This is a genomic window from Ornithinibacillus scapharcae TW25 (genome assembly GCF_000190475.1).
Lineage (GTDB): Bacteria > Bacillota > Bacilli > Bacillales > Amphibacillaceae > Ornithinibacillus > Ornithinibacillus scapharcae.
In genome coordinates this window covers 1-17,992 of record NZ_AEWH01000057.1, presented here as the reverse complement: position 1 = coordinate 17,992, position 17,992 = coordinate 1, and the positions used below count along the sequence as shown (strand labels likewise).

Below are 17,992 nucleotides of genomic sequence, written 5' to 3'. Positions count from 1 at the left end.
TATCTCTTTTATCCTGAAGGAAATATTCCGATAACTCCTCTAAATTTCTATACTCAAAAAATAAGGTCTTGGAAAGTTCCCCAAAGGACTTCTCCAACAAACGAGTAAGACTCATAATCAGGATAGAGTCAATTCCATACTTTTCAAATGGTTCCAGCATGTCTATCTTTTCAACAGGTATCTTGGTCTTTTCTGATAGCACTCCTTTTAAAAATTGATTCGTCTCTTCACGGAGTATCTTTTCAATCTTTTCTTGATGATCATCTTTCGTTTCTAGAACTTGTACTTCCACAGAACCTTGTTCCATAAGTACTTTTGCTTTATTCATTTTCTGGCCAGTAACGGAATCAATAAGTTCCATTATTTTTTCTTGTACTCCTTTTATAACGATCAATTGGGGTACATTTAAGTGAAGTCCGTCTTCAAATGCCTTAATTCCCTCGTTGGAGTTTAACGTGAAAATTCCTCCATCTTCTTCCATCGCTTTCTTAGCCTCTTGGTCAATATACATTCCACCCTCTTCCCAGAAAGGCCAATTAATCGAAAGTGTCTTCCCGTAACGTTTTCCTTTTGCACGCAGTTCCTCTCTAGCGGATGCAAAGTGATCTAAATAACTATTTCCATAGCTATAGTCACACTGCCCGACATTTCCAACTACAGACGCTAGAGACGAAAATACAACGAAAAAGTCCAATATTTCATTCTGTAAAGCTTCATCTAAATTTTTTGTACCAAAGACCTTAGCTGCCAATACTTCCTTCACTTCTTCGTAATGTTTCTTCAAGTAAAGAGAGTCTCTGATAACACCAGCTGAATGAATCACTCCATCAATGCGCGCAAATTTTGCTTTTACTTTTTTATAAGTTCCTCTACATCCTCTCGCTTCGATACATCAGCTCGTACATAGAGGACCTCTGAACCTAATGCTTCTAGTTCTTTTATTTCCTCTAAATCATGCGCGCTCAATTCTCTTCGACCAGTGAGCACAATCTTAATATTTCTCTTGTTGCTCAAGTATCGTGCAAATATTAATCCGAGGCCACCCATTCCTCCAGTTATCATATATACACCATTATTTTTAATGAAATCCGAATGAGTTAGAACTTCGTTTTCTTCTACGTTCTTTATCCTAGTAACCCATCGATTGATTCCATCATAACGGATGCCAAAGTCATGATCATCTACAAGAAATTCGTCCATTACAAAACTAGCAATTTTAGTTATCGAAATGGATGGATTCGCCAATTCAACTGTCTTATAGTTGAATAACTGATTTTCTTTGTGAAGGGTTATAAAGAAACCACTCATAGCACTCTGTTCAGGAACGAGTTGCTTTTGGGATGAATAATAGACATACAATAGCTGTATTTCGGTATTAAGTCTAACCTCTGTAATCGCTTGGCTTAACGCTAATATGGAATAGACACCACGTTCCAGTCTATTATTTAATTGATGTTGTCCATGAATGGATGAATCATTCCCCCAGTTATAGATGATTTTATTCGGTGTTAAACCACTTTTTATTAGAACTTCCAATAAAGTCTTATAATCATCCTTTTTAGAAGGATTCATGACCACCATATATTCATCTATGTGGTCATACTGTTTTCCAGGTTGAACTAGTATAATTTTTGAATCAGTTATGGAACGTAAAGCGTTATAAAGATCTTTATTTACATCAAAAAGTAGGATTGCACCGCTTTGAGCTTTTTTAGACCTTTTACTATCCTCGACAACCCAAACCTTCTTATAATAAGATGTTGGACTCGCCTCTACCGAAACTGCTGCTTCCGTAAACCTGTCATTGTTTATTGGAGCAGATGTTGCTTGAACTGGTCTTACATTAAAGTTATTAATCTCAACTAAGATATTACCTACTTCATCTGTAACAACAATATCAAAGCTTTTCAGCCTACTTTTCGCTCCACTATTTGCAGCAAGCGTTGTATACACGTAACCCGTTTTCGTTAAGGAAGAAAATATATTTACTCTTCCCATAGAAAACGGAAGATATACTAAATCATCTTGTCCCTGTAGAAATACAGAAATCGTCTGCATTGCGCCGTCAAGCAATCCTGGGTGTAGTACATAATCTTTGGTTTCTGATTGACTACTATCCGTTAACTCCAGTTTTGCTAACACTTCATTATCGTTATAATAGATTTCAGTAACCGTTTGAAAATCTGGTCCATAAATAAGGCCATTTTGCCTCATATTCTCATAATTCTTTTTTGTATCTACACTTGATAGACAGCGAGATTTATAGGCACGTATATTCAATGCCTGACTCTCTCTTGGGATGTTTCCATATTCTATGACACCTTCTGCACATATAATCTCATCCGTTTTGTCATCAACTAATTGATTCGAGATACTCACTTCAAAAGTTGTATTATTTTCTTGTGGAAACAGACGAATTTTCACGTTCTGGCTGCCATCTTCAACACTTATCGGATGATTCCAGGAAATATTGCGAAGGCTAGAAACATTCTCTTCACCTAGCAATTCTCCGGCTTTTCTCGCCATTTCTAAAATAGCTGTTCCGGGTAGTACCTTCCTATTATTGATAATATGATCCGTAACAAAAAACTCATTCCCTGTAAAAATCGATTGAAAACTTTGCTCGTCAAAATTAGAGGTATCATGATGTAATAATGGATGCAAAGTAATCGAATTATCACTTAACGACAAACTTTGGAAATCCGCTTCTTTTTCTTGAAACCAATGCACTTCCCTTTCAAATGGATATGTTGGAAGTGAAATTCTTTGAGGTTCATAGCCTACGTAACCATCTTTCCAATCAACATGTTCCCCATTCACCCACGACTGTGCAACATCGTAAAGTTTCTGAATGGGTAATTCTTCATGTTTTGTATTACTTCCGACGTTAGTTATTATTTGTTTATTGTTTCCTCGTTTTTTACTGATTCTGCCTCTTAAACAATCAGAATCTAAATTTCCTTCTAGAATTAAGGAAAGCTTATTGGTTAAGTCTTCCTTGCCATAAGTAATAATCGCAAGTCTTTCATTCATCGGTTCACGTCCAACCTGCAACGTAAACAATACATCTGCAAGAACACTATCCTGGTAATTATCTAAGTACTGTTTCATCTTTTCCACATATACCATGAGCTGGGTTTCGTTTTTGGCCGATAATACAAATACTCCTGGATGATTCTCGTCTATGACTAATGATTTTCTTTCTACTGCACCCATTTCATATTCCTCAATTACAGCATGTGCATTCGTACCACTATATCCAAAGGAACTTATTGCTGCTCTTCTAGGAGTATTATTTCTACCATTCCAATCGGTCGTTTCACAATTGATGTAAAAAGGGGAATCATGAAAATCAAAATGTTCATTAGGTGTTTGAACATGTAATGTTGGTACTAGCTTTTTATGCTTCATGGACAATATTATTTTATGAATTCCTGCCATTGCAGCTGCAGCAGAGGTATGGCCAAGGTTACTTTTCACCGATCCGATTGCACAATAATTTTTGGCATTGGTCTTCTTACCAAATGCGGTAGCTAATGCTTCCAGTTCAATTGGGTCACCTAATTTAGTCCCTGTCCCATGCAGTTCAGCATAACTAATACTCTCTGGGTTAATCTGATATCTACTATACAAATCATTAACTAGCTCTATCTGACTTTCTAGATTAGGAGCAGTTATACCATTCGTCTTTCCGTCTTGATTAATAGCCGAACCGATAATAGTCCCATAAATATAGTCTCCATCAGCCACTGCATCCTTAAGTCTCTTTAATACAATGGCTCCCACACCTTCACCTGGAACAAAACCATTCGCACTATTATCAAAAGCCTTGCATTGTCCATCTGGAGATAGCATTCCAGCAGCACACATATTAACGTATGATTCTGGAGATAGATACAAACTTACCCCACCAGCTAGTGCCATATCCACTTCCCTATTACGTAAAGCTTGTATTGCTAAATGCGTACTCACTAGAGAAGAGGAACAGGCTGTATCAATAGATATTGCCGGACCCTTCAAATTAAGATAATACGCTATTCGTGCTACACCAATTGCATTACTATTACCAGTAACACTTGTATTTTTTGTTCCATTTTTGTTCATTAATGCATCGTATTCCCCATTAACGATTCCCAAGTATACACCGCATTTTGTATTATTTAAGGTAGAGATATTGTAACCAGCATCTTCAAATGCCTTATACCCCTCTTCTAAAAAAAGACGGTGTTGGGGGTCCATTACTTCTGCTTCTGATGGTGAGATTTCAAAAAACAAGGAATCAAAACAATCGACATCATCAAGCATACCTAACCATTTACTATAAATCTTTCCTTCTTTTGTATTATCTGGGTCATAATACTTTTCTGTATCCCATCGAGTTTTTGGTATTTCTCTTATTGTATTTTTACCATTAACAAGTACATCCCAATAACCGTCCATATTATCTGCAGTAGGGTAACGTCCTGATATTCCTATAATTGCAATGCGATTGTTATCCTCATCAAAACTAGTAGCCTTTGAGCTATGAATAATATTCCTAGGATTATCGCTTTCGATATTTATGCTATGGTTAGATTTTTTATCGGAATCTGTAACTGTATTGCCCGATTGTAACTTTTGCATTGCAGCTCTAGCTTCTTCAGGTGTTATTTTTTTCTCCTGTAATGCTTTAAGAATACTTTTTAATTCCATGTTTTCACCCCTCCTTCTTACTAATGGCTATTAACTCTTCAGCATTATGAATATCCATCTCTCCTTGATATACTAGCCACAATAACTTTTCCATTTCATCATCAGATGGAATTATGCTTTCGGCATTCTCATTCAGACTAACTAATTCACCATGCATATATTTCGTAAATTCTACTAGATTTGGATATTGATAGATTTTTGTTGTCTTAATTGATGTCTGATACTTCTTATTGATAGCGTGGATCCATTCCACCCCAACGATTGAATCCAGACCCAGCTCTGTGAAACTTCTATCGACATCAATTTCTCCTTCGTCCATGTACAATTCTTCTGCTAGGCTTTTAGATAGCTCTTTTAATAACGCTTCTTTCTTAATCTCAGGATGAATGGTGGTTTCCTTCTTTTTGGAAAATTCTAGTTGACTTTCTATTATAGGAAGTGATTTTTTATGGTCATTATTCGTAGATGTAGAATTACTATCTTCCTTATTGATGTTGTTAACCTCCATAGATGAGAGAACATCATAGAAGTAGTCTGCAAAGGTTGTAAGTGTTGGATATTGGTAGATTTTTGTTGTCTTAATCGAAGTCTGATATTTCTTATTGATAGCGTGGATCCATTCCACCCCAACGATTGAATCCAGACCCAGCTCTGTGAAACTTCTATCGACATCAATTTCTCCTTCGTCCATGTACAATTCTTCTGCTAGACTCTGGGATAACTCTATCAATAACGCCTCTTTTTTATCACAGGATGAACTTTGGTTTCCTTCTTTTCGGAAAATTCTTGTTGGTTCTCTATCAATTGAGGTGAGTGTTTATGGTCATTATTCGTAGGTGTGGGATTACTACCATTATTATTGGTCATGGTTGATAGAACATTATAGAAGTAGTTCGCAAAGGTTGTAAGTGTTGGATATTGGTAGATCTTTGTTGTCTTAATGGAAGTCTGATATTTCTTGTTGATAGCGTGGATCCATTCCACCCCAACAATCGAATCCAGACCCAGCTCTGTGAAACTTCTATCGATATCAATTTCTCCTTCATCCATAAACAACTCTTCTGCTAGACTCTTGGATAACTCTATAAGTAACTTATCTTCCGTTATCCTTACACCAGCCATCTGTTTTGCCTTCTCTTGTGATGGTAAAGTTGATAAGGTTATCGTTTTTTTATTTGTAAGATACGAGTGGTTCTTTTCAGCGTAATTCGTAATTTCTTCTAGTGGTGTAAGGGTTATACCTACTGGCATATTTCCTTTGAAGTCATTAGTTAATCGTAAATTTACTTTATTAGATACTGTTGGCTCCTGTCTCGTTTCGATTATTACTGGTTTCGGTTCGCTTTTTTCTTTCTTATTGATAGCTTGAGGTTGCTTGAGCTTCTCCTCCCCAATTGAGAATTTCTTTTCATGATTATCTGCTGAAAGGGTTCTGTTTTCCTTTTTCCTAACCCAATATTCCTTTTTAATAAATGGGTATGAAGGAAGATTAATTTTCATTGGTTTAACAAGACTTAGAAGGCCTTCACATGACACTTCATACCCTTCGCAATAATAACTAGCCAACTCTTTCAAATACTTTTTATAAGTTTGAGAGTTTCCTTCAGCATCCATACATCTCTCTACTAATTCATTAATAGATTTAGATATACTTGGTTGAACAGTAAAGTCTCTGGATACAATACCTTTAAAGATATTTATTCCATTCCCGTTACCTTCTACTTGGTTAAGGACTTGAATCGCATCTTTCGTATCACTTACAACTACTGCACAACGATGTTGAAAATGTTGTCTACCTTCCATCAATGTATAGCTAATATTTGCTAGTTCTGCTGGTCCCATATCTTGTTTTTGCTCAAACAGTACTTTCAAATCATGAATTTTTTGTTGTAAAGATTCTGATGTCTTTGCCGAAAGTGCCAGCAGATAATATGGTATCCTGTGCTGATTCGCTGGATTTTCACTATCATCCCTTTTAGAATAGCTTTGGACTACCACATGGGCATTGGTGCCACTCATTCCGAAAGAACTAACGGCGCTTAATCGCTTTTTACCATTTGTTTCCTTCCATTCCTTATTCACTCTGTTTACATAAAATGGACTAGCGTCCCAACGGATATAATCGTTTAACTGCTCACAGTTAATACTTGCAGGTATTGTTTCATGTTTTAATGACATAACAAGACTAATAAGGCTCACGATCCCTGATGCCGCCAAAGTATGTCCGATGTTAGGCTTGACCGAGGTCAAGGCACAATACTTACTCTTTTGGGTATATTGTTTATAAGCATCTGCAAGTGCATTAATTTCCACGGGATCGCCTAGCTTTGTCCCTGTTCCATGGGTAACGATATAATCCATATTTTCTGGATTTATGTTATAACGCTCGTACACTTCTCGGATAAGCTTACTTTGTGATGGACCACTTGGAGCTGTAATACCATTTGTCTTCCCATCATAATTGATTCCACTACCTACAATTGTTGCATATATAGAATTATTATTTTCTTCTGCATTAGAAAGTCGTTTTAATACGACAACAGCAATTGCTTCTGCTGGCACCATACCGTTAGCTCTTTTGTCGAAAGCATAACATCTACTGTCTTCTGAGAGCATACCGGCTTTACTCATACTTATATAACTACCAGGAGTAGTCATGAGATTAGCGCCTGCTACAATCGCGGTATCACATTCCTCATTCCGAAGGCTTTGACATGCTTGATGTAAAGCTACTAGGCTAGAGGAACACGCTGTATTAATGGCCATATTTGGACCATCTAAGTTTAGAAAGTAGGAAAGTCGTGCGGCAAGAATTGCATTATGGTTTGATGTAATACTTGCATCGTCCTGAACTAATGCTGTGTAGTCTCCTTCTTCTATTCCTACAAACATACCAATCTTTTCATCATCAAATGATTTAGCACCATAGCCCGCATCCTCTAATGCCCTCCATGTTTCTTGGAGCAATAATCTCTGTCTAGGATCCATACTGATGGCTTCACGAGGTGAGATTTCAAAGAAGGACGGTTCAAATTCAGAGACACCCGGTACGACACCAAACTTCTTTCCTCTTCCATCCCCCTCATTCCATTCAGTACGCTCCGCTGGGGCCTCATGGATTGCTTCTCTTCCTTCAATGAGTATGGACCAAAGCTCGTCTATACTTCTTGCCTCAGGAAACCTCCCACTCATTCCGATGATTGCAATAGAGTCAATCTCTTCTTTTATTCTTGGATTCTTTCCTATCCTTTTTCGTCTAGAATTTCTTTTATTCTTTCTATCCAGGTTGTGTGTTGGATTCAGGACTTTATTGGATGTATCCGGAATCTCTTCTTTTGTTTCTGAATAAAATTCTTCCATTTCCGCAGCATATTTATCTAATAAATATCCACTTAATCTTTTCAATGTCGGATATCCAAAGAACACATCTGGCGTTATATCCAATTTATATCGCTTACTTATGCTATCACCAAAATCAATAAGACTAATGGAATCGAACCCAAAATCTGCTAGGTTTTCCTCTATTTCTAACTTTTCTATTGGTATCTTAAGAATTTGTCTAACTGCATCCTTTAACTCCCAAAGCACACATTGCTCAATCGACCAATCCTTCATTTCTGGTCGTCTTCCTTTTCCGGATTGAACCATCACGTTATGTTTCTTTATCTCTTGTTTAACTTCTCTCTTAGTCTCTTCTTCGATTCCGAGGAACTTATTGATTCGCTCCTTGTTTCCAGTCATAACTAGATGTTGGATATTCGTTTGTTGGAGCAATTTTTCAAAGATTTCGGTGCCTTCTTCAGATTCTAGGAATCGTTGTCCGCTGGATTTCAGGTACATCTTGCTTCCTTCTTCATCAGCAAACCCCATCCCTTCACTCTTCCAAAGTGGCCAGTTAATGACAACAGTCTTTCCAGGATATCCTGCCTGATGACGATGTCCCCCATAACTCATGAGAAATCTGTTACCTACAGCATAATCACAATTTCCAAAATCTCCTATGATTGCTGAACTGGAAGAGAAATAACAGATAAAATCTATTTTTTCACCTTGTAATGCTTGTTCAAGAGCAAGCGTCCCTTGTATCTTAGGTCCTAAACAACGAAGATATTCTTTGACAGTTTTTTGTAAAATACTTCCTTGCCCTTCAATTCCAGCAGCATGTATGACACCATCTAATTTTCCGAAGCGTTCTTTCCCTGCCTTTATTGCTTGTTTTAACTGTTCCGTATTCGATACATCCGCACTGTAATATACGACTTCCGCTCCAATGTCTATTAATTCCTGAAGCTTCTCTTTCTTCGACTCCTTACTGCTGCGATTAACAAGAATTAATTTCGCCTGATATTTTTGAGCTAGCCAACGAGAAAAAATCATACCAAGCCCACCAACTCCACCAGTTAGAAGGTAGACCCCCCCTTTTTTGAGGGGGACATTTCTATGATTATCTTTCATATGTGTAGGGAGAATTCTACTTACCTTTCGATGAATACCTTCGTACCATACACTTTCTGCTTTTGCTGCCTGTAATTCCTTCCACATACGTTCTGCCCAATCGACAAATTCTCTCTCTTCACGTTTGGCAATTATTATATTCACCTTTGTTCCTGGTATTATTAAGCCAGTGGAACGTTCAATTCCTATCCAGGATTCTAAATGACAGCGTTCAAGTTCGTCATTATATTCACCAGCAATTAAGACTCTATCACTCTTTATCTTAGCCTCTGCCATTCCCTGAAGCATATAAAGGATTCCGGTAGGATCTGTGATGTATTTTCGATTCTCTACCGGCCACAAATAGAGAATAGCGTCTACCCTTCCCGCCGATGCGCTAATTTCCTTCAGACTCGCTACATAACCGCTTTTATCTCGATAATCAACGGTGTAACGGTTGGCTGATTCTTTTCGATAGATTTCGCCATCCCCAACGAAGTGTACTTCTGTTTTTGGCGATAGTTGTTTTATCTTTTTTTCCATTGCAAGACGTCGTTCTTCACCTGTTATAAAAACAACAACACTCCGAAAATCTTTCTCTATTATTGTTAGCGCCGCTTCCTGCCAAGTTTCTTCGAAGGTCAGAACGGAATCCTTATTATTCTCACGAAATAAATTGCTATTACTTCGCCTATTCCCAAAATTATTCTGCCCTTCAGATGGATTAGTCCTCGAACTCGAATTTGTCGAACTGGAATGATTCTGAATCCCTACATCGATTTCTTTAATTTCCTCATGATAATATGCTGCCATTTCTTCCCCATATTGATTTAATAAATATTCACATAACCGATCAACCGTTGGATATCCGAAGAACGCATCTGGTGTAATATCTATGTTATATTTATCACTCAAACTAGTGGAAAAATGAACTAAGGATATAGAGTCAAATCCAAAGTCTGCTAGATTTTCATCTGAGTAAAACTTGTCCTTAGGAATCCCAAGCGCTTGACTAATTAAGTCGTTTATTTCCCAAAGTACACATTGCTTTATCGTCCAACCATTCATTTCAGGCTTCCTACCCTTACTAGGAGCTTGAAAATTGGAGGTTTTATCCTGAACTATTCTGTTAGCTTTTGATTTGAAATTTATCATTGGTTCATTAGTCATTAGTATGGCTCAACTCCTTTCGCCCTAGTTTGTATTTCCATATCTCAATCCTTTTAGAACACTTACTGTATTACCTAAATCATCATAAAAGGTCACATCTACTTCCAACATATTTGGTTCATCGTGTCCTTTTTGTTGGACATGTATAACTCCCCATCTTGGAACTTCTGAATCGGCAATAAATTCTGCCTCGCTCATGGATAGAAGTTTTGCATCATGCCACTCTTTGCCACGATATACTTGAATAGCTTGTATACATGACTTTAACAATGATGGATCGATTACTACGGGATGTTGATACCCTTCGTCTAATGTTGGAATAGAATGGTTGAGCCTAATTAATAGTTGTAACGAGCCTCCTGCATCACGTTTTTCGGTAGTCCACATATTATCAATAAGACTATTAACTTCTAAGTTACTATTAATTTCCTCGACTACTTGCGCATAAAGACTTATTGGATATTGCTCTTTGATAACATTCCATTCCATTTTCTCAGATTCAGCGGATTCCCGAGTCATAACGGTTCCTTCGCTACAAACAATATACTCTTCTCCATCCATATCCTTCTCACTATAAATCTCCCATTCTATTTCTTCATTGTCTTGTTCATACAAGACAATATTAATTTTCTTGGAAAGTTCATCTATTGTGACAGGGTCATTCCAACAAACATCCTTTAACACAAGATTAGAATGTTCGTTATGAATGTATAGAGTGGATGCAATACGAGCCATCTCTATATGAGCTTCATTCATAAGAATGTGTTCCTTCTCCTCTATACCCGGCTTAAAGAAGGTTTCACTTCCAGTAAACTGCGAACTAAACCTTTGCCCTAGAATATCGGACGTATTCGCATGGACTAATGGGTGTACCGTTCCATTTTTATGATTAGATGATGAACGTGTCTCTTCATGGTTCGGAATCCAGTATTCTTCCTTTGCAAAAGGATAAGTAGGAAGACTTATTCTAGCTGGCTTATCATTTTGATATAAAATCTCCCAATCAACATGAAATCCCCTTACCCAGAACTGTAGTAATTTGGCGTACTTTCCTTTATTGACCCATAGATCAATGATTTGTGTCATATCCTCGTCATTGGCCAATATGGATATTCCTTCATTACTGCCTTTTGTAGTCCCGACATAAAAATCATCTATATCTGTATCACCTTTCAGAAATACTTCCAAATTGTCTACTAGTTGGTCTAAATTGGGAACTACCATCCCTAGTCTATAGTCCATAGCCTCTCTCCCAATTTGGAGTGTATAGGCAATGGATGGAAGGTCTCTCTCCGTGTATTTATTTGAACGAATAGCGTCCTTTAAGCTTCTAGCTTTCTCTTTTAGCTGTTCATTATTTTTAGCAGATAAAATAATCATGTAAGGGGTTTGGTTATTGGACCACACTACTTCCGTCTCTTCGAAAGGTTGGTATTCTTCTATAATCACATGGGCATTGGCCCCACCTGCACCAAATGAAGATAAGCCTGCCCTCCTTGGATATTCCTTGCTTACACCATCTATCTCAAGTATTGGTCTCTTCCATTCCCTTACTTCTTGTGGTACTTCAAATGGTGTACTCTCAAAGTCTATATACGGGTTCAAGGTTTGCGAATGTAATGAAGGTGCAATTTCTCCGTGCTTCATCTGCATCAGAACTTTTGTAAGCCCAGCAATTCCAGCCGCACTTTCACAATGTCCAATATTCGACTTGGCCGATCCAATTGCACAAAATTGTCTATCATCCGTATACTTTCTAAATGCTTGTGTTAACCCAGTAATCTCAATAGGATCACCTAGTGATGTTCCTGTACCATGTGCCTCTACATAACTTATTGTTCTAGGGTTAATACCCGTTTTTTCTAGTACTCTTCCAATCACTTCACTCTGTGAAGTTGGATTAGGTACTGTATATCCGTTGGTTTTACCACCATGATTTACGTCAGTGCCTTTAATAACACCATATATTTGGTCCCCATCCGCTATCGCTTGTGATAGCTTTTTAAGCATGACAGATCCCACACCTTCTCCTGGTACATAACCATCCCCTCCTTCACCAAAGCTTTCACATCTACCATTAGAAGATACAAATTTACCTTGGGAAAGTAGGAAATACTTATTTGGATGGAGAGACAGATTTACTCCTCCTGCTATCGCTACATTACATCCTCCATTTTTTATGCTTTCACATGCAAGATGGATTGCTGTTAATGAAGAGGAACACATTGTATCTAACGCTATACTCGGTCCATGGAGGTTGAAATAATAAGAAATACGGTTAGCGATGGATGATGCACTACTTGATAACGCCAATGGTCTGCCCTTGCTTTGCTGCTCAGCACCGTATAATTGATACTCGCTATACATGACGCCTACATAAACACCGACATTTCCTAGAATGCTACTATTTTTTCTCAATTCCTCTGGAGTATATCCCGCGTCTTCCAATAACTCGTAAACACTTGTAAGAAAGAGTCTTTCTTGAGGATCCATTAATTCAGCCTCTTTAGGAGAAATATTAAAGAATAATGGATCAAACTGCTTCATCCCGTCTATGAATCCTCCCCATTTGCTATAGACTTTTCCTTTCTTACTTTTATCTTCATCATAATACGGAGTATAGTCCCAACGATCTTTCGGAATTTCATTTATACAGTCCTTACCACTTCGTAAATTAGCCCAATATTCTGCTACATCTTTTGCTTGAGGATATTTTCCAGATACCCCAATAATGGCAATATCCTCGTCAACATTCCTATCCTCCAAGTTGAAAGTCTTTTTGGTCAACAATCTTACTGGTCTTGAACGTTCTACAACTTCTGGTTTATCCTTTCTTTCTTTTATCTGTACAGATTCCGTTGATTTCGTATCAGATAGTCCTATTCCCAATAATTCCTGCAACTCGTTTCGATATGACTTCATAAAGTACTCACTCAACTCTCCTATAGTCTGATATTCAAAAAATAACGTTTTGGAAAGTGATCCGAATTTTTTTCTAATTCATTGGTTAGTTCAATGGTCATCATAGAATCAATTCCATACTCTTCCATAGGTGCGTCGGTTTCTAATTGATTAACCGACAAATTGAGTGTCCCTGATAATAGTTTCTTTAGATAGAGTGCAGTCTTTTCCTTCATCATTCCTTGGTCTGTATCTGAAATCCCGACTTGGTTTTCTTGTATTTTCGTTGATTGGACGATGTGATTATTAGGTTTTTGGACTAGATTTAGATACTTATTCACATTACCGTAGAGACACATTACCTGACTTGTAGCTATCTGCCATGAACCATAAAAAGCCTGAATACCTTTTTCTGTTGGCATCGCAATTAATCCACTGTTTTTCTCCATTATTTCCTGCGACTTAGCGGCAATACTCATTCCGCCCTCTTGCCATAATGGCCAATTAATGGACAATGTCTTTCCGTTTCTAAACCCATTCATAACTAACGCATTTCGATAATTAGCATAATGATTCATAAAATCATTTGCGGCCGCATAATCAGACTGTCCTGGGTTCCCCATACTTCCAGAAATAGAAGAGAATAAGATAAAGAAATCCATATGGAGGTCCATCGACGCTTCATCAAGATTTACCGTTCCTGTTACTTTGGGAGCAAGGACTTCCGTAAATTCCTCAGTAGACTTTTTCATAATGTAGTTATCTTTCATAATTCCTGCCCCATGAATAATGCCATTTAAAGTACCGTACTCTTCTGTAATTCTTTGAATGAGATCCTTGACTTGAATCTTGTTCGTTATATCTACTTGATGATAGTTACATGTAACTCCCATTTCTTGAATCTCATTCATTTTCTTTTTCATTCCAATATCCTCTGGTGAGCGTCCAGTTAATATAATCGTGCCTTTATTTAACTGTTCCGCTATCTCCCTAGCAAATATCATCCCCAGTTTCCCAGCACCGCCAGTTATAAGGTATACTCCCTGTTCTCTCCATGGTACGGTAGTCACTTCTTGTAATTCCGCCTGTTTCCATTCCGGAACAAGTCTTTTTCCATCTTGGTATCTGATGTGTATATCTTCTGGGTTATTCATTTCCGCCTTTATAATAGATAGGGTTTTCATATTGCTCTCCATGGAATCTATCTCTATCAGCTTAGTAGTGATTTTTGGATTCTCTTGATACGCAGTTTTTAACATACCTACAAATCCTCTATATATTTCAGAGTGATTGTTTTTTGGTATGATTACTTGAAGCAACAAACGATCACTTGATGGATTAGAAAGCACCTCTTTCATAACCTCAAAGATTTTGACAGCATAAGTTTGATATCGTAGGTCGATGTTACTTTCTCTACTGGTTAAGGCTATACTCTGTACAGAATGAAGTCCTTTTCCCTTGAAATGTAAGTCACTCGGAACGTTCTCGAAATCACAATAGATAACAATATGTTGTTGGTATCTAGGGGCTTCTCTTTCTATTATCTGTTTTTCTTTCCAATCCACTTGCATTATTCTCGTTTCCGTTACGCTATCTTCTTTTATGCTTCCTTCTAATACACGAGATGTATAACCTTTTATACGTACACATACATGACCCTTATCATCACAAAGATCAATGTCATATTTTACAACTCTACTATCTGCACTGTTAACTTTCTTAATCACTGACCACATATTACTTTCACAGTGTCCATATACCTCCATCTCGTCAATTGCAAATGGTACGCTTGGCTTCGTTTCAATTGCATGAAGTGCAAACCCTATGGAGGCTTGCAATGCCCCATCTAACATACTAGGATGTAACAAAAACTGTTCCATCGTATCTCTTACAATTTCAGGTATGCTAATCTGAGCAATGATTAAGTCCGTTCCCACCCTAATTTCTTTAACTGCTTGGAAACTCGGTCCATATACCATATGCATTCTACTTAACGTGTCATAGCATTGCTGTGAACCTACTAATTCGTTACATGATTCTTTGATAGTTTGCAAATCTAGGACAAGATCCCCTGTTTTTTCTATCCATACCGCACTACCTTGGTTATGAACCGTTATTCCTTCTTCGCCATCTTCCGTATACACCTTGTAACCAATTTCATTATATTTTTCCGGATTTAGTCCTATACTAACCTCAGTAGGATTATCAACAATTGTAATGGGTTGAATCCAAGCTATGTTCTTCAGTCTTAGTCCAACAAGATTCTTGTCCTCATTTCCCATTGCATCATGGATAGCTGCTCTCACCATTTCTAAATAAGCAACCCCCGGAAATGTCATATTTCCATTAATCACATGATCCTTCATGAAGAACTCTTCTCCTGAAAATACTGAACAGTATTTTTGCTCATAGAAATTTGACGTATTTCGGTGCAGAAGTGGATGAATTGCTTCAGCCTTTCCAGTGCTTACCTGTCCTGTATCTACATTTGTACTCCAATATTCTTCCTGCATGAATGGGTACGTAGGTAGACGTAACTTATATGGCTCCAAACTATTTAGGATTTCTTCACCAGAGACCTCATATCCCATGCAATAAAGTTCAGCTAGTGCATAGAGATTCTCTTTATACGTTTTAGGATTCCCTTCTGCTTCTTGAGAACGCTCTATTAATTCCTCTACATTCTTAACCATTGCCGCTTGTGGGGTAAAATGTCTATCTAATGTTCCCTTGAACATATTCGGTACATTACCAGTACTATCTGCTTGTTCTAGTACTCGAATGGCTTCCATAGCGTCTCTTACGACCACAGCAAGACGATATCGAAAATGATGTCTTCCATCCATCAATGTATAGCTAATATTTGCTAGTTCAGATGGTGAGATATGCTGATTTTGTTCAAACATTTCTCTCAAATCATCAATTTTCCTCTGCAGTGATTCTGGAGTCTTAGCAGATAAGGCTAGTAAGTAATATGGCTTTTCATTCGAATTAGTTAGATGCCTTGTTTCTATTCGTTCTGGAACATAACTTTGAACCACTACATGGGCATTCGTACCACTCATACCAAAAGAACTGACAGCACTCAGTCGTTTCTTTCCTTCTCTGTCCTTCCATTCCCTATTTGCACTGTTTACATAAAATGGACTGTCTTCCCACTGTATATAATCATTTAATTGATCACAGTTGATACTCGCTGGAATCATTTCTTTCTTTAATGACATGACTAGACTAATAAGGCTTACTATTCCCGAAGCCGCTAGAGTATGTCCGATATTTGGCTTGACCGAAGTCAATGCACAGTAACGACTTTCCTCTGTAAAATTTTTAAAAGCCTCTGCTAATGCATTGATTTCCACCGGATCCCCGAGCTTTGTCCCTGTTCCATGCGTAACGATATATTCCATGTCTTGTGGATTTACTTTATACCGTTCATACACTTCCCTAATGAGTTTGCTCTGTGAGTTTCCACTAGGAGCAGTAATGCCGTTTGTCTTCCCATCATAGTTAATGCCACTTCCCATTATTGTTGCGTAGATAGGATTGCGATCCGCCTCTGCCTTGGATTGCCTCTTTAAAACAACAACGCCAACAGCCTCACCAGGTACCATCCCATTTGCCCTTTTGTCAAAAGCGTAACACTTTCCATCTTCTGATAGCATTCCTGCTTTCTGCATACTATTGTAACTCTCTGGAGTAATCATCAAATTAGCACCTGCAACAATGGCAGTATCGCACTCACCGTTCCACAGACTCTGACATGCTTGGTGTACCGCTACAAGACTAGAAGAACAAGCTGTATTAATTGCCATATTCGGACCATCCAGGTCTAAGAAATAGGAAAGTCTCGCAGCAAGGATAGCGTTATGATTCGAGGTAATCCTTGCTTCACTATCAACTAATGTCCTGTATTCTCCATCTTCTATACCTACAAACATTCCTACCTTCTCACCTTTAAATGATTTTGGACCGTAGCCAGCATCCTCTAGTGCCTTCCAAGTTTCCTGGAGCAATAACCGTTGTCTTGGATCGATATAGCTTGCTTCGCGAGGAGATATCTCAAAAAATAACGGATCAAATTCTGCCATACCTGGCACAGCTCCAAACTTTTTGCCTTTTCTCTCTTCCTTTGACCACTCGACACGTTCTAATGGAGCTTCTTTTATAACCTCTTTACCTTTATAAAGTAAATCCCATAACTCTTCTACACTGCGCGCCTCTGGGAACCTTCCACTCATCCCAATGATTGCTAAAGGCTCTGTTTTAGTGATTGGAGAAGTTCTACTCCAATCATTACGTCTAATTTTTCTTTCCTTTCTTTTTAATTCTTCACCTACTGTTGCCGCAACTTCCGCTTTCGCAAGTGAAACTTCCTCACCTTCTTGATAAAGCTTTTGCATTTCATTTGCATAGCGTTCTAATAAGTAATGACTTAATCTTTCCAAAGTTGGATAACTGAAAAATAAATCGGGTGTTATATCAATTTCATAACGATCGCTTAATACACTCGCAAATTCACCAAGGCTTATCGAATCAAACCCAAATTCGGCAAGGTTTTCTTTTACATCTAACTTTTCTGAAGGCATTTTAAGAATTTGTGTAACGCCATCCTTTAATTCCCAAAGCACACATTCCTCAATAGTCCAATCTTCCATTTCTGGTCGTCTGCCTTTACCTGGAGGAACCATAACTTTTTTCGTTTCTATTTTTTCCATTTCTGTTTCTACTTTCTCTTTTAATCTAAGAAACTTATATACCCTCTCCTTGATCCCCGTCATAACTAAATGTTGAATAC

At 37.8% G+C, this 17,992-nt stretch carries 4 protein-coding genes and 2 pseudogenes; all 6 read right to left on the bottom strand.

The features are described 5' to 3' along the window. Nucleotides 1–34 precede the first annotated feature (34 nt). A pseudogene (locus G5W_RS24930) lies at nucleotides 35–2,649 on the bottom strand (SDR family NAD(P)-dependent oxidoreductase); the annotation flags it as partial. Nucleotides 2,650–2,955: 306 nt separating this feature from the next. Beyond that, nucleotides 2,956–4,503, bottom strand: a pseudogene (locus tag G5W_RS24925) (type I polyketide synthase); the annotation flags it as partial. Nucleotides 4,504–4,696: 193 nt separating this feature from the next. Further along, nucleotides 4,697–5,422, bottom strand: a complete 726-nt coding sequence (locus G5W_RS25005) for an acyl carrier protein (RefSeq protein ID WP_029191154.1) — start codon at nucleotides 5,420–5,422, stop codon at nucleotides 4,697–4,699. Continuing rightward, nucleotides 5,419–10,296: an SDR family NAD(P)-dependent oxidoreductase gene (locus tag G5W_RS0115200; RefSeq protein WP_010097991.1), complete on the bottom strand. Its 4,878-nt coding sequence runs from the start codon at nucleotides 10,294–10,296 to the stop codon at nucleotides 5,419–5,421. Before G5W_RS0115200 ends, G5W_RS25005 begins: the two co-directional genes overlap by 4 nt. A gap of 24 nt (nucleotides 10,297–10,320) precedes the next feature. Next, nucleotides 10,321–13,218, bottom strand: coding sequence for a type I polyketide synthase (locus tag G5W_RS25000; protein ID WP_010097990.1), 2,898 nt, complete (start codon nucleotides 13,216–13,218; stop codon nucleotides 10,321–10,323). A gap of 20 nt (nucleotides 13,219–13,238) precedes the next feature. Continuing rightward, the gene (locus tag G5W_RS24355; RefSeq protein WP_157998054.1) at nucleotides 13,239–17,912 is read right to left on the bottom strand and encodes a type I polyketide synthase; all 4,674 of its coding nucleotides are present in this window, start codon (nucleotides 17,910–17,912) and stop codon (nucleotides 13,239–13,241) included. Nucleotides 17,913–17,992 lie beyond the last annotated feature (80 nt).